The sequence below is a fragment of the Moorena sp. SIO3I6 genome, assembly GCF_010672095.1.
Window position 1 is genome coordinate 34,071 of record NZ_JAAHHU010000029.1, and the last position, 20,679, is coordinate 54,749.

At 44.1% G+C, this 20,679-nt stretch carries 9 protein-coding genes; 3 read left to right on the forward strand and 6 right to left on the reverse strand.

Going from position 1 to position 20,679, the window contains the following annotated elements; translation table 11 throughout:
* Complete coding sequence (locus F6K49_RS10995) at nucleotides 1-891, forward strand: sterol desaturase family protein (RefSeq protein ID WP_293096565.1); 891 nt, start codon at nucleotides 1-3, stop codon at nucleotides 889-891.
* Here the strand turns inward: F6K49_RS10995 and F6K49_RS11000 are convergent.
* The 5 genes from F6K49_RS11000 to F6K49_RS11020 all read right to left on the reverse strand — a co-directional run bounded on the left by F6K49_RS11000 (nucleotide 872) and on the right by F6K49_RS11020 (nucleotide 17,107).
* On the reverse strand, nucleotides 872-2,326 hold the full coding sequence (locus F6K49_RS11000) for an MFS transporter (protein ID WP_293021383.1): 1,455 nt from the start codon (nucleotides 2,324-2,326) through the stop codon (nucleotides 872-874). The genes F6K49_RS10995 and F6K49_RS11000 overlap by 20 nt on opposite strands.
* 65 nt (nucleotides 2,327-2,391) lie before the next feature.
* Nucleotides 2,392-14,868: a non-ribosomal peptide synthetase gene (locus F6K49_RS11005; protein ID WP_293096568.1), complete on the reverse strand. Its 12,477-nt coding sequence runs from the start codon at nucleotides 14,866-14,868 to the stop codon at nucleotides 2,392-2,394.
* 145 nt (nucleotides 14,869-15,013) lie between these two features.
* Complete coding sequence (locus tag F6K49_RS11010; protein ID WP_293096571.1) at nucleotides 15,014-15,262, reverse strand: hypothetical protein; 249 nt, start codon at nucleotides 15,260-15,262, stop codon at nucleotides 15,014-15,016.
* A gap of 385 nt (nucleotides 15,263-15,647) precedes the next feature.
* Nucleotides 15,648-15,833: a hypothetical protein gene (locus tag F6K49_RS11015; protein WP_293021380.1), complete on the reverse strand. Its 186-nt coding sequence runs from the start codon at nucleotides 15,831-15,833 to the stop codon at nucleotides 15,648-15,650.
* A gap of 434 nt (nucleotides 15,834-16,267) precedes the next feature.
* A complete protein-coding gene (locus tag F6K49_RS11020; RefSeq protein ID WP_293096574.1) occupies nucleotides 16,268-17,107 on the reverse strand; it encodes a prephenate/arogenate dehydrogenase in 840 nt (279 codons plus the stop codon).
* 59 nt (nucleotides 17,108-17,166) lie between these two features.
* Between F6K49_RS11020 and F6K49_RS11025 the strand changes: the two genes are divergently transcribed.
* Nucleotides 17,167-18,729, forward strand: a complete 1,563-nt coding sequence (locus F6K49_RS11025) for a pentapeptide repeat-containing protein (RefSeq protein WP_293096577.1) — start codon at nucleotides 17,167-17,169, stop codon at nucleotides 18,727-18,729.
* Between the two features lie 161 nt (nucleotides 18,730-18,890).
* The gene (locus F6K49_RS11030) at nucleotides 18,891-19,022 is read left to right on the forward strand and encodes a hypothetical protein (RefSeq protein WP_293096580.1); all 132 of its coding nucleotides are present in this window, start codon (nucleotides 18,891-18,893) and stop codon (nucleotides 19,020-19,022) included.
* Here F6K49_RS11030 and F6K49_RS11035 read toward each other — a convergent pair.
* A complete protein-coding gene (locus tag F6K49_RS11035; RefSeq protein WP_293096583.1) occupies nucleotides 19,015-20,670 on the reverse strand; it encodes a trypsin-like peptidase domain-containing protein in 1,656 nt (551 codons plus the stop codon). The two genes, F6K49_RS11030 and F6K49_RS11035, sit on opposite strands and share 8 nt — an antisense overlap.
* Between the last annotated feature and the right edge of the window lie 9 nt (nucleotides 20,671-20,679).

Consider the following 20,679-nt stretch of genomic DNA (forward strand, 5'->3'; position numbering starts at 1 on the left):
TTGGCCGAAGAAATTCTCATAACTCTTAGCCACGATATCTCCCTTAATCCGTGGTTTTATGGGATTGTCTCAATGATTCTACTGATCGAAATCTGGTTACCCGCACGTCAGCAGGCTCGGCTGTCCGTTGGTTTCTGTCAAGACTCCTTGTGGTTGCTAGGTGACCTTGTCGAAACGATTCTTTTTCTGAAGCCTTGCATCTCCGTTCTTTACGCTTTGAGCAATCGTGTCGGTTTCCCTATCTTTGATAGCGCAACAATACTTCCTCCACCAATCATGTTAGTGCTCGGCTTTCTGCTTAGCGACTTTCTAATTTGGTTTGGACATATTCTACGCCACCATATCCCAGCCTTTTGGTATTTTCATGCTGTCCATCACTCCCAAACCGAACTGAACCTCTTGAGTGGTCTACGCTTTCATATCGTTGATAAAGCAATTGCTTATATCATTGTTGCTTTACCCATGATCGCGCTTGGGATTTCTGCGCCTTCTATCATTCTATTTAAAGTGTTGCAAAAGTGGTATTTACGTATCTATCATGCCAATCTAAAACTCAATTATGGTTGGTTGAAGCATATCATGATTACCCCTCAGTCTCATCGCATTCATCATTCAATTGAACCACAACATCGCGATCGCAATTTTGGCTCAATTTTAATTATCTGGGATTACTTATTTGGAACTCAATACTGCCAATATGACGAATACCCAGCAACTGGCATCGACGATCCGAATTTTCCCCTTGAAAGCAGTCGCCAGCCGCACGATCTTCTGATCAACTTTATTCATCAAAACCTCTACCCATTTCAGCAACTTTCGAAATTCTCAATTAATCACGATAGGTTTACAGGTTGGTTCAAAAACTTGTTTGTTATTCAACCTCAGAAATAACATCAGATGAATCATCTCCAATTACATCAGGTAGCTCATCCTCAAGGTATCTCAACCGAGGTAAAAAATAAGCGATGCAAGTCATGGTAAGCGTTAAGATTCCCATGCAAATATAAAGCAAACCAATACCTCGGCCAGGACCTACCCCGATCGCTTGACCAATCAGTCTAGCACCTGGGTTATCTCCACTCATAAAGCGTTCAAAGTAATGATCAGCAAGGAAGCCAGCAAGAAGAAAAGAAATAGGGATTCCAGAGCGAGCAACTGATCTTAATAACGCTAAAACCCGCCCTAGTAATTCAGGGGCTACTTTACGTTGAAAGATACTAATAATGGAGCTGTTAATTAAGGGGACAGGTAGAAGCAAACAAAAACTTGAGATCGTAACTAACCAAATTGAGGGACGAATACCTTCAAGCAGAATGGATAAGCCGATTAAAGCCATGCCAATCAGAATGGTGCGCATTTGATTTTGCTTACCTCCTCTGCTCATTGCCACTAGACCTCCTGCAACCATACCAACATTTGAGCAGGACACAACTAGGCCAAAACCGATCACTGATGCGAAAGAAAGAATGAGGGGAGCCTCTAAAACAGCATGGGCTCCTATCAAAAAGTTACAGACTGTTAGTAGAAAAGTAAGCCATAGAAGACCTGATCGTTCTTTACAGTAATTCCAGCCAAGGGCTAAACTCTGCATAAATGACTCATGCTCAGTCTGCTGCTCAGTTTCAGCGGCAATCTCAGGGAATTTGACGATTAAGAGAGATACTAGGGCAAAGGCCAGGGTAATGAAATCGATAGCCACAATGCCTTCAAACTGAACGATCCCTAATAAAGCTGCAGCTAGTGCAGGTCCTATCAACTTGGATATGGCTTGACTCGTTTGCATCATACTGTTAGCACGAATTAGCTTATCTTTAGGGACAAGCAAACTGGTTGCAGCAAGATAGGCTAATTCTTGAAAGGTGCTAAAGCTAGATCGCAATATATTAGTCAGGCAAATATGCCAAAGTTCTAAATGACCTGTTACGTACAACCAAGCTACTATCAAGGTAGACAAGCCAGCACAGAAATCACTGATTATCATTGTCCATCGGCGATTCCAGCGATCGATATAAACTCCAGCAATGGGACTGATGAGAATAGTAGGCAGCAAAGTAGATAAAATAGGCAATGAAAACAGGGTGACAGAATCCGTGTGTGAATAAACCCAGATGCTGATGGCAAAACTGGTAAGCCTGGAGCCAAGTAGAGAAACGACCTGGCTGAGCCAGATGAAGCTGAAGATTTCCATACCCTCTAGGGCAGTAAATTGCTTCGTGAAAGCGTTAATGATGGGAAAGCTGCTACCATTAATGCGTGATTGCTTTATATCAGTCATTTGATTTATCAGTACATCACTGCCCGAACAATTTGCAGTTTTTCTAAGCAAGAGAGATAGAAAAAGGAAGATTCTTTTACTGTGACAAACCCTACCTGGCAAATTTGAAATAGTTCTCACAACCTTGCCGGAGCATCAAGGTAATTCTCTTGAATTAGAAAAGATAGAAAGAGGTTGAGATATGCCTGGTTGATGGATTCCAACTGAATATTACTTTGAGCTAAACCATTAGTCAAATTTTGATAGTCAAATCTCAGCACCTTGCCTGTATAAGGAGGATTATAGGGTGAGAACGCAGGAAATAACGAATATAGACTGTTATTACTCGCTTGAGAAATTTCTAGTTGTGTAAATTGAGTTCGCCACTCTGAATAGGGGATAGCTTCTAAAGGATAGCCAAAAGCCTTGATCCACTCAAACAATGTTTGTAGATTTACGGTTTCAGGATTATTGATATGGAAAACTTTACCCAGCTGACCTTTCAAAGATAGATGAACAATTGCTTTACTTACGTAATCTACAGGAGTCAATCGGTCTACCATCTGATCACTGTCGGGATATTTGCCAAACTGGATACAACCTCTCAGGAAAATGCAAAGGAAGTCCTGCATGTTCATGATGCCTGTCTGGCAATGGCTAAAGACTCTCCCTAGTCGGTAAATTGAAGTGGGTAATCCACGATTTCGTGCCGCCATAACAAGTTTTTCTGCTACCCACTTGCTCTGGCTGTATCCTCCTTTGAGTCCTTTGGCATGAATCAGGGGATCATCCTCAAAAATAAGGTTTTGTCCAGAATAACTTCCGGCAGAAAAAACTCCAAGGGTTGAAATATGGTGCAGCGGTTTGACTCGACTGGCACATGCTAGCTTTATAATCTCCTGGGTTCCTGCAACATTTACCGGACTTAAAAAAGAGTATGGATACATGCTATTGACCCAGGCTCCAGAGTGATAAATAGATTCAACCTGATGACTGAGCTGTTCGTACTCTGATTCCTCAAGACCAAACTTAGGCAGTGAGAGATCTCCCTTAATCACAACCACTCGCGATTGATAGGTTTCATGCCAAAGACCAAAAGATTTCAGGAGCTTGTGCAGGCGCTGCCAACCCTGAAGGGGATCGCCAGTCCGCATGAGACAGTAAATCTTGGCTGAAGTTTGTTTGAGTAATTCATGCAGGAGAAAAATACCGACAAAACCTGTTGCTCCTGTTAAAAGAATGTGATCTGGGTTGCGAGAAATTTGTGCCTTAGCAGGCTTGATGTTTGGATCTAAAATGGCTTCAGCTTCTAAATCAACAAAAGATGTGCCAAGTTTTGAAATATCCTGATCGCTATTTCGAATCCGATCTATAGCTTGAGCCAGCTCTAACAGTGTTTTGGAGGTAAATAAGAGTTGAACGGGTAGACTAATTTGCAAAGCTTCTTGTAGGCGAGAAATAACCTTAACAGCTAGCAAAGAATGTCCCCCAAGGTTAAAGAAGTTGTCATAAAGACCAATCTGGTCCACTCCTAAAACATCGGCCCAAACCATTACTAAGAGTTGCTGGGTGGAGGTGGAAGCAGGGACAAAAGTTGTCTGTCGCTGCAAATCAGAAACGTTGGGCGCAGGCAGTGCTTTACGATCTATTTTGCCATTGGGCATTAAGGGTAATTCTGCCAGTGACACAAACGAACTGGGCAACATATAAGCTGGTAAGCTTTGCTGCAAATATTGCCGCAAGACTGGTGGATCTACATGAACGTTATCCTTCGCTACCACATAGGCAATCAGTTGCCGATCTCTAGTCTCAGATTCACGAGCGATGGTGACAGCCTGACTAATATCTGGATGTTGGCTTAAGACGGTTGTAATTTCACCTAACTCAATGCGGAAACCACGAATTTTCACCTGTTGGTCCAAGCGACCCAGGTATTCAATGGAACCATCAGGCAAGTAACGGGCTAGGTCACCAGTTTGGTACAATCGCCCAGCACCAAAGGGATTAGCAATAAACTTTGTGGCAGTCAACTCTGGACGATTTAAATAGCCACGGGCTAACCCTGCCCCTCCAATATACAACTCGCCAGGAATTCCTATCGGAACAGGTTGTAGATGACTATCCAACAGATAAACCTGCGTATTCACAATAGGGCGACCAATAGTACCAGCACTATGAGCGGACTGTAAACGACAGATCGTAGCATCTACAGTACATTCTGTTGGACCGTAGAGATTAAAGCAGTGAATTGTCTCGCAGCTTTGAACCGCTAGCCAAGTGGAGGAGGCAATCGGTTCTCCACCTACTAAGATGGCTCTCAGGGGTACTTCATCTGTGCTAAGGAGACCTGCTTCTATCAACCAGGTGAATTGCATGGGTGTACAGTCAAAAACATCAATCTGATATTGCTTGAGATAGTGCAGTAGAGTTGAGCCGCTGTATCGATCGCTTTCTGGAACAATGACTAGGGTGTGCCCATGTAAAAGTTGAAGAATCTGCTTAACCGATGTGTCGAAGGCATATGAACCATTAATACTAATGCAAAGGTTCTCCTTACTATGAGTCAGAGAACTGTAAACAGCGTGCAATAATCCCTGATCCAGGTTCAGTACAGAATGATGAGTGATCGCTACGCCTTTGGGTTGTCCAGTAGACCCTGATGTATAGATGACATAAGCAAGGTTAGTAGGATGGACCTTACTGTGAACTGTATCAGTGCTGTATTTAGCAAAAACGTCATCTTCTACATCCAAGCAGATGATTTGAGGTCGGTGAAGCGGTAATTCCTTTAGCAAACATTGTTGAGTGAGGAGCAGCCCAATCTCTGAATCTTCCATCATGTAAGCAATTCGATCACTCGGATAGGTGGGGTCTAAGGGAACATATGCCCCTCCTGCTTTAAGAATACCTAGCACGCCCACCACCATCTCTAGGGAACGCTCAACACAAATACCAACTAATACTTCGGGGCCTACACCTTGCTGCTGTAAGTAATGAGCCAACTGATTAGATCGCTCATTCAGTTCCCGGTAAGTTAGTTTCTGCCCTTCGAATATTACAGCAATGGCATCAGATGTGCGCTCAACCTGAGCTTCGAATAATTGATGAATACATTGATCATGAGGATAATCTTTCTGAGTTTGATTCCAGGCAACTAACAGTTGCTGTTCAGCCTGAGTCAGGAGGGGAAGTTCTGCAATTCCTTGAGTACTATCAACAACAATGGCTTGTAAGAGAGTCTGAAAGTGGCCCAACATCCGTCGAATTGTTTCAGCCTTAAATAAACCAATATTGTAAGTACACCGTCCTGCCAAACCTTCAGGATTCTCAAAAAGATCAAGTTCAAAATCAAACTCACGAATGGTCTTCAGTTCTACGCCTAGACGTTCTACTTTCAAATCAAAGAGTTCTAATTTATCACCCAGGGCATTCTGCAAAGCAAACATGACCTGAACGATAGGATGATGATTGAGGTGACGTTCTGGTTGTAAGGTTTCCACCAGTTTTTCAAAAGGCAAATCTTGGTGAAGATAAGCCTCCAAGGTTGTTTGTCTGACCTGAGCCAATAACGCCTCAAAGCTAGGATTGTTAGACAGATCAGAGCGCAGTACCAGGGTGTTGACAAAAAAGCCCAGCAACGATTCAACTTCAACCTGTTTGCGGTTGGCGATTGGCGATCCAACCACAATATCTGATTTTCTGGTGTAGCGCGAGAGCAACACTTGAAACGCTGCCAGTAAGGTCATAAACAGGGTGACACCTGCTTTTTGGCTTAGGGTCTTCAGTTGTTGCGTCAGGCTAGAATCCAGCCAGAACCACTCTATTCCTCCCTCAAAGGTAGCTACCTCTGGGCGAGGATGATCTGTGGGGAATTCTAACAGGGGAGGAGCACCATCAAGTTTCTGTTTCCAATAGTCTAGATGGCTTGTCAGGGCTTGACCTGCTAACCATTGCCGTTGCCATTGGGCAAAGTCTGCGTATTGGATTGTTAATGGAGAGAGTGGAGAGGTCTTTCCTTGACAAAAGGCTTGATAAAGTTGAGATAGTTCCTGAATGAATACCCCTAATGACCACCCGTCTGAGACAATGTGGTGTATGGTTACTAGCAATACATGGGTAGTGGGGGACAGACACAGTAACTTGGCACGAATCAGTTGATCTTGACTAATATCAAAGGGCTGGTGGCTTTCTGCTTGAATTTGATCTTTAACTTGGCGTTCTTGGTGTTCGCTGTGTAATTCAATCACTGGCAAGGTAAAGATTCCAGCCTCATTAATATACTGGTAAGGTGTACCCGTATCATCAGCTTTAAAGGTGGTCCGTAGGGTCTCATGACGATGAATGATCGCTTGAAAACTTTGCTCCAATGCGGTGTGGTTCAACACACCCTCAAGTTTGAAAGCATTGGGGACGTTATAGCCAGCGCTCATGCCTTCGAGCTGAGTTAGAAACCAAAGCCGTTGCTGAGCAAACGAAACGGGCAAGAGTGTTGCACGAGAAACGGGCTGAATGGCAGGAAAAGAGATTAAATCCCCTTGCTGAGCAGTCTCTATTGCCTGGGTGAGATCCCTCAATGTCGGTTGCTCGAACATCACTTGCAAAGGCAGTTCAACTCCTAGTCTATGGCGAATCCGCGACATCACCTGAGTTGCCAATAAAGAATGTCCCCCTAGCTTAAAGAAGTCATCGTCAAGGCTAATCTGTTCAATTCGCAAAACCTCACGCCAAATCGCAGCTAACAACTCTTGAGTCGGGGTCCTCGGTGCAACAAATTCTCCCTCTCGAGCCACATCCATAACATCGGGGACTGGCAAAGCCCTGCGATCGACTTTGCCATTGGCGGTCAGAGGTAAATGGTCTAAGACAACAAAGTGCTGAGGCAGCATATACTCAGGCAACTTGTTTTGCAAAAACTGGCGTATTTCAGGAATCAGTTTGTAAGTTAGCTTACTTTGTAGGGGGATATTGGCATAGTCTTGCCTCAGCTTAAGAGGACTTCGGTGCTCTTGCCAAAAGGCAACCTTTTGAAGAGCTGAGACAACATCCTGGTCCTTGGGAACAGTCTCACGTAGAAAAACTACATCATAATACCCTGTTGAACTGGCTTCCCACCAACTCAAATGCACCTGATAGCCCAATTCTTCTGCTAATTCCCAGAACATATCCGGCTCAACGCCACTGGAGTTGTTGTGTGCTCCATCACCCATTACACCCATTAGATGTTGTCGGAGATGTTTAACGGTTTTGAATTCCTGAGACGATTGCTCCAGACATTGTTGGACTTGTAATGCCTGTTGAATTCGCCCATTGGGAATACGACGAATACCCAACGATTCTGGACGTTCTTCCAACAACACACGCCGAACTTGAGTCAACATGTCTGGGTCATCCTGCCAGTCCTGCCAAGGAATTGTTACATTTTCCCTTGGTTGAGTCATGCTGAGATGGAGCGTTACATCATAACGAAACTGGGTTAACTCATTGTGATGTTTGCCTCGCTTCGGTTGAACTTCAACATGGCTAATTTCAGGGAAATAGTGAGGTAAGGTAACAAAGAAATCTGGATCAATGACAAGCTCTTCTTCCGCTTGCAAGCTCTGCTGACATCGAGTTGTAAGTTCCTGTAACAACATTGAATCGTCCGCTTGCAAGTATTGCACCATCGTATGAAACTTATCTAATAAGGGTAAACTCCGAATATCTCCCACAAAAATGCGACCGGGGGTGCCAGGAATAATGACATCTATTGCCCCTTGTAAAACCTGGAGAAGATAATGAATACTGGGGAAGTATTGAATGACTGAATTGAGTATAACGGTGTCAAATTTTTGCTTAGGAATCCCTTCAAAGTCATGGGCTAATTTATGATGCAAAATAACATGACTTAAGGTCGTTTTCCTTTGCTGTAGATTTTGGTTATAGGCTAAGGCTGCCCTGGAATAATCAGTTCCTTCATAATGTTTGCAATGGGGGGCAATTCGACTTAACAATAATCCTGTTCCGCAGCCAATTTCTAAGACTGACTGAGGGTGATAATGCTGAATTCGTGACACGGTATGCTCAACCCATTCCCTCATTTGGATAGCTGGTATCGGCTGACCTGTATAACTGCTATTCCAGCCTACAATATTGAAATCCAAGTTAGAAGTTAAGCCTGTCTCATCCGGTTCTGAAGTGGATGGACTGTAGATTTCTTCGTAGAGGGTTTGCCAATCCTCTAATAATTCCTGTTCTGCCTGAGCAAGTAATGCAGCAATCCCTTGTCCGCGCCAGTCAGGCACTAAATAAGCAATCAAACTTTTATGACTGGTTGCATCTCTATGCACCGTAGCAACGGTTTGAGAGACAATTGAATTCTGCCGAATCGTTGCTTCAATTTCTCCCAGTTCAATGCGGAAACCACGAATTTTAACTTGATGGTCGACTCGTCCAAGAAACTCAATATTGCCATCAGGAAGGTATCGAGCTAAGTCTCCTGTTCTGTAAAGTGTGTCCGAAGTTGAAATCTGGAGGGGTTCTTTTGATTCTCTCCCTTCATCCTTTTCTATGACTTTGCCAGAGAGAAAGGGATTCACGATAAAGCGTTCTGCGGTCAGATCAGGACGCTTGAGATACTCGCGTGCTAAGCCGTCTCCGCCAATATAAAGCTCTCCAGGTACTCCAACTGGAACTGGGTGAAAAGTTTGATCTAACAGATAGACTTGAGTGTTTGAAATCGGAGATCCGATCGGAATTGATGTGCCGATATCATCAAGATCTCGAACAGGGTAACAGCAGGTAAAGGTAGTATTTTCTGTTGGACCGTAGCCATTAATCACCAGGGTGTTGGGTAAGGCTTCAACTACGGTTTGAACATGAGCAACAGAGAGAACATCACCTCCAGCTAAGAGTTGTTGAACAGATGAGAAAGCTTCAAGATGCTCTTCCACCATTTGATGGAAGAGCCCAGCAGTGAGCCAGAGAATCGTAATGTGATGATGCTGCAGGAGGTAAGCAATTTCAGCCAGAGAAGAACGAGAGGCTGGAGCGAGCACCAAGGTAGCTCCGTTGAGTAACGCACCCCAAATTTCAAAGGTGGCTGCATCAAAAGCAATGGAGGCGAGTTGTAGAAAGGTATCCGCTGCGGTGATGTTAACATAGTTGGAATTGACCACCAAACGAACAACTCCCCGATGGGAAACTGCAACACCTTTGGGTTTACCTGTAGAGCCGGAAGTATACATCACATAGGCAAGATTGTCAGCGGTGATTGATTTTCCGCTCAAAGAAGTCCCAGCCTGGGTTTCTAGGGTAGGAGAGATGGTGTCTGTTAACGTTCTCTTCAAATCAGGCTGGACATCGTGTTCTTTCCGGTTAGTCGGTTGTTGAGCAGCAAACTCTCTTAAGTTGATTTCATCTAAACAAATGAGGAAACAGGTCTGAGAATCCGAAAGGTGGGCTCGAAAAGCTGTTTGAGTAATTAATATCGGTATTTGTGTATCTTCGGCAATGAAGGCCAAACGTTCTGAGGGGTAGTTTGGATCAAGGGGCACATATGCTCCCCCAGCTTTAAGAATTGCCAGTATGGCCACAATCAGGTCAGGCGATCGCTCCAGGCAAACCCCAACCAATACGTCTGGATCGACACCCCAGTTCCGTAAGTAAGCGGCAAGCTGATTGGCCTGGTAATCCAGCTCCTGATAAGTAAGTTGTTGGTCTTCAAATACTAGGGCAATGGCATCTCCTGATCGTTCTACCTGTTGCTCAAATAGTTGATGAATACAGGAGTTACGAGGGTAGTCTCTTTGAGTCTGATTCCATTGCGTTAGAATCTGGTGTTGTTCAGCAAGAGTCAGAAGGGGCAACTCATCGATCCTTTGACTGCTATCGATCACCACTGCTTGCAATAACCTCTGAAATTGTTCAAATAACCGCTGGATCGTTTCAACTTTGAACAAATCACCCCTGTAAATACAGGAGCCGACCAACCCCTGAGGTTTTTCCCAAAGGTAAACTTCTAAATCAAATTCGCGGGTTGTCTCAACCTCTGATCTGAGGGACTTGACTTCTAAGTCTGGTAGTTCTAAATCAGCATCTGGAACATTTTGCAAAGCAAACATGACCTGAATAATCGGATGATGGTCAAGACGACGCTTCGGTTGTAATTCCTCTACTAATTTCTCAAAAGGTAGGTCTTGATGCGTGTAAGCCTCTAGCGTGGTTTGTCTAACCTGTCTCAGCAGTTCCACAAATCTAGGATTGCCGGACAAGTCGGAACGCAATACCAGGGTATTGACAAAAAAACCAATCAAAGGCTCAATTTCAGCCTGATTACGATTAGCAATGGGCGCACCCACCACAATATCGGTCTGTCTGGAGTAGCGAGATAATAATATCTTAAAGACAGTAAGCAAGGTCATAAATAGGGTAACGCCTGCTTTTTGGCTGAAGGCTTTCAGATTCTGGCTCAGGGATGCATCAACCTGAAAACTGACCTCCCCCCCTTGAAATGTTTGCACAGCAGGTCGAGGGTAGTCTGTGGGCAGTTCTAATAGAGGGGGAGCGCCTTCCAGTTGTTGTTTCCAATAGTTGAGTTCAGCCTCTAAAACTTGATCGGTTAGCCATTGCCGTTGCCAACAGGCAAAATCTGCATATTGGATCTGTAAAGGGGAAAGGGGAGAAGATTGATTCTGGCAAAAAGCTTGATACAGTTGGAGTAGCTCTTGTTGGAATACCCCGATCGACCAACCATCACAAATAATGTGGTGTATCGTGACCATCAAAATATGATCAGTAGGCGACGATTGCAGCAGTTTGAAGCGAATGAGCCTGTTGTGAGTCAGATCAAAGGGTTGTTGACTTTCTACTTTAATTAGCTCTTTAATCTCGGCTTCTTGTGCTCCTGCTTCCAACTCAATCACGGGTAATGTTATCGTTCCAGGCTCATTAATCCGTTGACAGGGAATACCTTGACGATCAATGGGGAAGGTAGTGCGTAGGCTTTCATGACGTTCGATGAGGGCTTGCAGACTTTGTTGTAGTGCGGGTCGATTCAAATTCCCAGTTAACTGAAAAGTTCTACCCGTGTTATAGCTTGTTGTATTGACCCCTTCAAGACGATTGAGGAACCAGAGCCGTTGTTGGGCAAATGACAGGGGAAATGATTTGGGGTCGCTTAAGGGGTTGCGATCGATCGGCTGAATAGGAGGTAAGGGAGAAAAATCTTTCTTCTGAACAGAGTTCACAGCCTGAGCAAGGTCTATTAACCTGGGTTGCTCAAATAGAGTGATCAGTGGGATCTCAACCCCAAAACTTTGACGAATTCGAGAGATAACCTGAGTCGCTAATAACGAATGGCCTCCCAGTTCAAAGAAATCATCCTGCAGACCCACCTGTTCTAAACCCAATGCCGAGGCGATGATATTGGCAATAACAATTTCAACCGGACTGCGAGGCGGAACAAAGGTAGCTTGTTGTAGGTGTTGCAAATCAGGAGCAGGCAAAGCAGCACGGTTGATCTTGCCATTGGGGGTCAGGGGGAATTCTGACAGCAAAATGATCGCCATTGGCACCATATAGTGAGGCAAGAGTCCTCGCAAAAACCTTCGCAGTTCAGGAGCAGAAGGCTGATCACTCCCACTGTGCAAAACTGCATAGGCGACCAATTGTTGTTCGCCACGTTGATCTGGTCTCAACAAGGCAATTGCAGTCTGAATGGCTGGATGTTGTTCCAGGGTTGCACTGATCTCTCCGAGCTCGATCCGGAATCCGCGCAACTTAACTTGGTGATCAATCCGTCCTAAAAACTCAATTCTGCCATCAGCAAGATAACGCACCCGATCACCCGTTTTGTATAAACGATTGGCTAGAGAGTTTGCAGGTAAAGCCTTGCCAAAATCCTCGTGCAGCCTCTTTAAGCTGTGAGGCATTGCGGCAAATGTTGCCTGGGTCAGATCAGGACGGTTGAGATAACCTCGTGCAAGACCGATCCCCCCAATATACAACTCGCCAGGAATACCGATCGGAACCGGCTGACCATAGGGATCTAGAATATAAACGTTGACATTGGGAATGGGGCGACCGAGTGTAATGATAGGGTCCTCTGGTTGACAAAGGGCGATAGTCGTATACACACTCGCCTCTGTTGGGCCGTAAGCATTAAAAAATTCCCGACCCTTAGCCCACTCTTGCATCAACGGAACAGGACAGGCTTCCCCTCCTACAATCAGCACTTGTAAACTGGGGATTGGCATGAGCGGTAAAGTCGCCAGGGCAGATGCAGGTAATGCCAAATGCGTAATTGCCTGCTGCTGGAGAAGTTGCACTAAATCTAAACTCGGCAGTAAAGATTCTGATGGATTCAAGCACAAGCAAGCCCCAGAACTTAAAACCATCAAGATTTCTGAGATTGAAACATCAAAACTCAAGGAGGTAAATTGAAGGACCCGACTGTGGGGGTTGACTTTAAAAGTCGCAATCAGAGTTGCTGCTAGATTGCTTAACCCCCGATGCGTGACCATTACTCCTTTGGGTCGTCCGGTAGAGCCAGAAGTATAGATTACATAGGCTAGCGTCTCTGCAGTAATGGCAGAGGTTGGTGCTGTCACAGGTTGGTTGGCAAAAACAGCAGAGTCGCTCTCTAACATCACCACTTTTGCTGGGTGAGATGGAAGTCTAGTCAGTAGAGTGGGCTGAGTCACAAGCACCGAAACTTGTGCATCTGCAAGCATATAAGTGAGCCGTTCTTGGGGATAGGTCGGATCAAGAGGGAGATAGGCTCCACCTGCTTTAAGGATGCCAAGAAAACCCACAACTAGCTCTATAGACCGTTCGACACAAAGACCTACGACAACTTCTGGACCAACCCCAAGACTTTGGAGATAATGAGCGAGTTGATTAGCCCGATCATGCAATGCTTGATAAGTGAGCGTTTGCTGTTGAAACTGGACAGCTATAGCATCTGGATGCTGAGATACCTGCTGCTCTAACAGAGTTAGAACCTGTGAATGAACAGAAATGTCACACAGAGAATCCATTTGGGTTTGATTCCAAGCAACTAGGAGTTGATAGGATTCCTCAAGACTTAAAAGCGGCAGGTGACAGATCGATTGATCAGGATTTCTGACAATTGCGGCAAGGAGCGTTTGAAAATGCCCAATCATTCGAGCAGCAGTGTCCTGATCAAACAAATCCGTGCTGTATTCTAACTTCCCTCTCAGCCCAGATTCCCGATTTTCAAGACATAAGGTTAAATCAAACTTGGCCGTGACCCTTTCCGTTTGTAAAGGAGTCAGGGTTAAATCCGAAAACTTCCACTCATCAACCTCATTCTCCTGCAGAACAAACATTACTTGAAACAGCGGATTGTAACCAGGGTTTCGTTCGGGTTGTAGCTCTTCCACAAGCTTCTCGAACTGCAAATCTTGATGGGAATAAGCTTCTAACGTTACCTGTCGTGTCCGATCCATTAATTCTCGGAAGCTTGGATTACCAGAGAGATCAACCCGCAACACTAACGTATTGACAAAAAAGCCGATCATCGAATCAAGTTCAGGATGATTGCGACCTGCGATTGGGGTGCCCACTATAATATCTTCCTGGTTACTGTAACGGCTGAGCAAGGCCATAAAAGCCGTCAACAATGTCATGAATAGTGTTGTTCCGGCTTGGTAACCCAGTTCTTTAATTTGTTGCGTCAGGTCTTTACTGAAGTCAAAAAGCTGAGTCGCACCTCGAAAGGTTTGCACTGGAGGGCGAGAATGATCAGTAGGTAAATCCAGCAAAGGTGGTGCACCAGCTAATTGATGTCTCCAATACTCCACCAGATTTGCCAATCGTTCTTTTGATAAGCATTGTCGCTGCCAGTGGGCAAAGTCTATATATTGAATTGGTAACTCAGGTAATGGTGAAGACTCACCATTCAAAAAAGCCGTATAAAGACTTCCGAGTTCTCGCAACAAAACTTTTGTAGACCAGCCATCTGTAATAATATGATGAAAAGTTAATAGTAAGATATGCAAATGCTCTGACAGATGAAGCACTGTGGCTCGCAATAATATCTCTTGAGATAGGTCAAAAGCATATTGACTTTCTGCCTGAATGAATTGTTCTGTTTGAGTCAACTGCTCTTGGCTAGGTAGCGATTGTAAATCAACAACTGATAAGATCAGATTTAAACCAGGTGCAATTGCTTGTATTGGGATCCCTTTTTTTATGAAAAATGTGGTTCGTAGTACTTCATGACGGCGAATAATCTCATTTAAACTTTGTTCAAGTATTGAAACATTGAGTATTCCTGAAATTCGAAAATTATGAACCACATTGTAGTTAGTATCACCAGGATTAAGCTGATTTAGAAACCACAGTCTTTCTTGAGCAAAGGAGAGACTATAGTTTCCTTCACGAGGAAATTTTACTATAGTTTCAACTGCTTGATTCTTATATTTATCCCACTGTTGTAGAGTCTCAATTATTGCTATTTTATGCTGTTGCAACTGATCTCGTAAGGCTGGATTTAAAGCTCCTTCTGGAGCTCTACATTTTAACCTAGGTGCTTGAGTTGAATCACTATATTCAAGCCATAGCTTTATTCCCAAACGACTGAGATCAGATAAAAGATTCTCGATTACTGTCATAAATCTCCTGTTTTATAAGAGCTTGAAATGCTTAAACTTTTTGCTCAACAAATTTTATAAATTATAAAATATAACTTTTACTCCAATACAGGTGTCTCGAAATAACATTCGAGGTAAGGATTCAGGTCGTAAAAATAGGGATAAGTTAAGGAAAACCCATGTCACGACCGATGTGGGCACGTAATGCTTCAGCAAAAAAGTTGACGACACAACGTTGCTGAGAACGACAGGTTTGCACAACAGTCAAAAGTCTGGCGGTGTTTTCAAATCTTTCCAAGGAGCGAGAACCTCCGCGCTCCCTTACGCTTTGTAACAGCCAATCAATGACAACGTTCTGCCAAATTGTTTCAGGAGGTACTTCTGGATGCATGGCGAAAATACCACCACTGATCAAACTTGTTTTGGAGATTATTTAAAAGCCTCAAAGCTCTTGCTCCCCCTTGCGGTATCCATTTATTGAAAGCTTTACTTAATTTGGATTTGAATTCCTTGGCCCATAATTCGTAAGCTTTATGATCAGCCTGGGTTTGCCATAAGTGATAATGCTCAAAAGCGCACATCTTGCAGACTAATAAATGCTTTGCCAATACTCTCATTGTGTAATCCAGGACATTTAATTAAACCCTTGAAATGCCTGCGCATATGTGCCAAGCACTTTTGTTGGGCTACTACAGGGTAACCATTAGTATACACGCTTTTCGTCGCTGCGCTCGAACTCCACCATACTTATCTCCTAGCAGTGACTCTAGTTCTTTTCGTGAACGTGTATCTGCTGCTCTTTATAGGCAAAAATCCTGGTTGGCGACTAGCCATAACCATTCCTTTACCCCAATGACCCCCCAAGGGGTTTCATCGACATGGACATTGGGTTGTTCTATTTTTACCCAATTTTCCAGTTCTAGTACCGGCTGTTCTATGGCTTGGGCTACTAGGCACGTTGGTGGCCCCTTTGGTTCCGACTCCAATCTCTACTTCACCCATCTGCTAAATCAACTCTTACACTTAATTACGCCCACCTACTTAGCATATCCAAATTTACACTATATACCAAGTTAGTATACAGGAAGTTTTTTTTTACAAAACTTTATTTTTTAGGAACGCAGTATCAGGTGATGAGAGAGTAACTTATTACTGTATCATAGTAAGTACCGCGCGCCGAATTAATTACCTACTATAATTCTCTGTAACCCTTGAATTAAAAGAGTTTCAGTTTTTGCAAATTTGTAATTAATTTTGTGTACCTGCTTACATTTGAAAAACTGTAACAAGGTAAGCATATGCGCTACGCGCACGCTACGCGAACAGCGGTCAGCGTTCAGCCGTCAGCTTAAAATAAACACTGCTTGGTGGGATTAGCAGTGGTGGCTTTCTAATTAGCTCAATAACAAACTCAACAAACTCAGGAAACAAACTTTTTCCGAGCTACATGAGTAGTTTCAAAGATTTTTTCCAGACTTGACCAATCTTCCTGTTCAATCACCTCAATTATCTGGTCAAGGCGATCGCGATACCCTACAAGCGATCGCATTATCGACTCCTGATTGTAACGAGCCATCATTATTCCCAGTTCTGGATTACCACCCCCAACACGGCTAGTATCACGAAAACCAGAACTAGCTAACTGTTGGGCTAACCTCAACACCACTGGGTCAGTCTCCTGCATACAAGCATCAATCAAACTCCCACTCACCATCACCGGTAGATGAGAAATCCATGCTACCGCTTGGTCATGGTTTTCCGGGCTTGTGATGTAAACCAATGACTTAAGCGATCGCACAATCTCCTCCACCTTCTCAAGTGCTGGTGGTGGTGTTGTCTCAATCGGCGTCAGTACGTAAGGGTTTCCGGCAAATAGATTCGACACCGCAGCTTCCACACCACTGTATTCCCTTCCTGACATCGGATGACCACCTACAAAATTTTCCCACAGGGGAGCCATTTCTCTAACCACTGGCATTTTGACCGAACCAATATCAGTGATTACGGTATCCTTGTAAAGATAGTTGACTAAATCCTTGACAGTAGAGGCGATCGCGGCTATCGGGGTGCAAATAAATACAACCTCTGCTGTGGCTAGGATACTTAAGTCAATACTCGCATCATCAACAATGCCGTGATCACGTGCGAATTGACAGGTTTTTGGTTGACGAGAGACTCCCAAGACCTGGTGACCTTGTGCTCTCAAGTCCAATCCTAGGGATCCACCCATCAATCCCAGTCCTACAATACCAATTTTCATTATCTCTGTTGCGGGATTCAGCCTATGCCATGATAAATATTAATTTTTGTTAGATTGTAATGAATGTCAGGGAAATTATCCAACAATATGCAGCAGGGGTAAGAGATTTTACAGCTGCGGATCTTACTGAACTTAACCTAAGCAGCGCTACTCTTAGTGGTGCCGACTTGAGTGAAGCTAACCTGAGGGTAACTAACTTAAGTGGTGCTAACTTGAGCGGCACAAACCTCAGCAGAGCCAACTTAAACGTTGCTAGACTCAGTGGTGCCAATCTCTCTAAAGCCAAGTTAACACAAGCACAGCTCAATGTAGCAAATTTGATTCGGGCTGATTTAAGAGGTGCCCAACTGATTCAGGCATCACTGATTCGTGCTGAGATGGTTCGTGGTTCCCTAAGTGGAGCAAATCTAACCGCAGCAAACCTCTCTGGTGCTGATTTACGAGAAGCCACCCTCAGACAAGCTAATCTCAGCCGCGCTACCTTCAATGAAGCCAATTTAGCCGGGGCAACCCTTAGTCAAGCAAATTTGAAGGGAGCCCACTTAAATGGAACAAATCTGTACAAAGCCGATTTCAGCGGTAGCAATCTTAAAGGGGTTGAAATCAGACAAGGAAATCTCACCTGTGCCAATTTTAGGGGAGCCGATCTCAGTGGGGCAAATCTACGCTGGGCTGATTTAAGTGGAGCAAACCTCAGTTGGGCTGATCTCAGCAACGCTAAATTAAGTGGAGCTACCTTAGTTGGGGCTGATTTGAGCAATGCCAATTTAGTTAATACCAGTTTAGTACACGCTGATCTTAGTAAGGCCAGGCTGATTAAAGCCAATTGGATTGGAGCAGATTTGACTGGTGCTACCCTCACTGGGGCAAAACTATATGCCGTTTCCCGGTTTGGTCTCAAAACCGAAGGATTGATCTGTGAATGGGTTGACTTGAGTCCCGATGGCGATAAAAGTCAAATTATCCGTCTGTCTTCCGAAGCTGCCAAAACGTTTTTCAACGAGACCCTGCCAACAGTAAAAATTATCGTTGATACCCCGTTAGACCTCAAAGCGAATTTGGCTTTAGCCTCGATTTACAATCAGATAGCTAATGTTTCTGAAGTCTTCAATCAAGCCCCCAGCCTTGAGGTTGGTGTCCGCAGAACAACCATTACCTTTACAAGCAACAACGCTGACTTATTCATTATCGCTTACTTGGCAATTGTCCCCTTCAAAGATGGAGGTCAAACTCATCGCAATATTGTGACCCTATTAAATAGCCTACCCTCACGCTCAATATACAGTTTAAATAATCAAGACAAACAGCAAATACATAAATTAATTACAAATATTTGCCAAACTATTGAGCAGCTTAAACCAATTAAAACCGCTAATTTAGCACCAGAAATAAAATCATCTGCTAACTTCTTTATTGCTCCGACTCAGACAATTATTACTAACTCTAGAGACTACTCATTAAGTATTTATTATAATCAATATTTTGGGAAGTATCTGATGAATCAATCAAGCTGGAGCGAGCAATCTGAAGACACTACAACACCATCAATACCAGTATCAACCCTGCCTCCAGTGAGCCAAATTGTTGAATTTATTAAAGCGTGGGATTATTTGACCGGTTGATGGTGTAGACAACAACGACATTTAAATTGAGATATTAATTGAGATAATATGGCAATTTTAACCAGATATCAATTACGGCTTTATATCATGTCAGGGTAATTACCCTTAATAAAAATCTCCCCATCTCCCCATCTCCCCATCTCCCCACCCTCTCCTTAATTATGGATATTCAACCAGACTTGATATTAGGAATGCCTAGGAGTGCGTTCGCGAAGCGGAGGCCGAAGGCCACGCTACGCGAACGGCTTTGCCGAATCGCTTATCTTAAACTCAAGTTAATTCAAGTTAATTAGAGATTTCCTTTCTCCAAATTCTAATCTGCTGATCCCAACCACCACTAACTAGGGTTTGACCATCCTGGCTCAAAGCAACAGCCACAACATAGCCCGAATGACCATTTAAGGTGCTTTTCAACTGAGCGCTCCTCATATCCCACAACTTAATGGTCTTATCCCAACTACCGCTAATCAAGGTACTTCCATCTCTAGTAATCGTTACTGACCACACCCCATCTGTGTGACCCGTCAACGTTCTAGTCAGTTTACCAGTGTTAAGATTCCACAAGCGAATCGTGCCGTCTCCTCCACCACTGGCTAAGGTCTTCCCATCCAGACTAATCGCTACAGACGATACCGATCGAGAATGTCCCTTAAAGATACGCACTAACTTACCTGTAGCTAGATTCCACAGCCGAATAGTGGTATCTTGAGAACCACTGACTAAGGTTTTGCCATCAGGAGAGATTTCAACAGAATTCACCGAACCTAAATGTCCGGTAAGGGTATGCAACAGTTGACCCTTAGCCACCTGCCAAATCTTAATAGTATTGTCCCAGCTGCCACTAACTAAAGTTTTGCTATCGCCACTGAAGGCTAAAGTCGCCACTGTATCTTGATGTCCAGTCAGGGTAACTAACGGTTTACCAGTGTTAAGATTCCAGGTCTTGATCATACGGTCATCACCGCCACTGACTAAAGTTTGACCATCCGGACTAATCACCACAGCATTCACTGCGCCACCGTGCCCTCGCCAGGTACGAATTAATTGACCAGTTGACAGATTCCACAGGGAGATAGTGCCATCACTATGACCACTAGCGGCCATCAATCCCTTTACTGATCTCCCTTGAGCAAGGGTGCCAATTGCCACAGAACTCACTGAGCCAGTCCCTACTTTAAGGGTATTGGCCAACTTGTAGAAAACTGTTCCGGTCTTGGCAGAGGCAGCTGTAGGAGAGACAGCGACTTGAGGAGTCTTTACAGGAGTTGGCAGTTTCAGCTGAGAGCGCCAGGTTAAATAGGTGTCAATGCTAATCCCAGATGCCACAATTGTGTCAGAATCACCCACTAACCTGACCATGCCATTAATGCCAATTACCCGCCCCTGATGGTCTAATACCGGTCCACCACTCATCCCAACTCTCACCAAATTGGTATAACTCAGAGCATATCCCCTAGGAAGTTTAGAAGCAGCATCCGTCAGCAGTCCTTCAGTATTAATAAACCGCCGTTGTTGAGAAGCACCTCCAGAACGAGGCCATCCAGCCACATAAACCCTTTGACCTGCACTGATTTGGTGGGAATTCCCTAACCTAGCAACTGGGTAGTTAGAGGTGCTAATGAAAGGTAAGATCGCTAAATCTACCCCTGGCATCCGTCTGATATAACGGGAGTCTACAGGATAACGATTGCCATCAGGGGTTTGAATCCTGTAGATGCCAGCTTTTTGTAGCACATGAGCACTAGTCAGGATATAATAGATATTTCCTTGGCGTTCAACAATTATCCCACTCCCACCCTGTTTTGGACCATCAATCCGGACAGTAATCTGTTGCGCAATACTTTTCGCAGCTGGTGTTGATATCACCACTGTGGGAATTGCTGCAATGATGGCGATGCTACCAATTAAAAACCCTGGAACTGTTTTAGATAAGATGTTCATCAAGCTTGA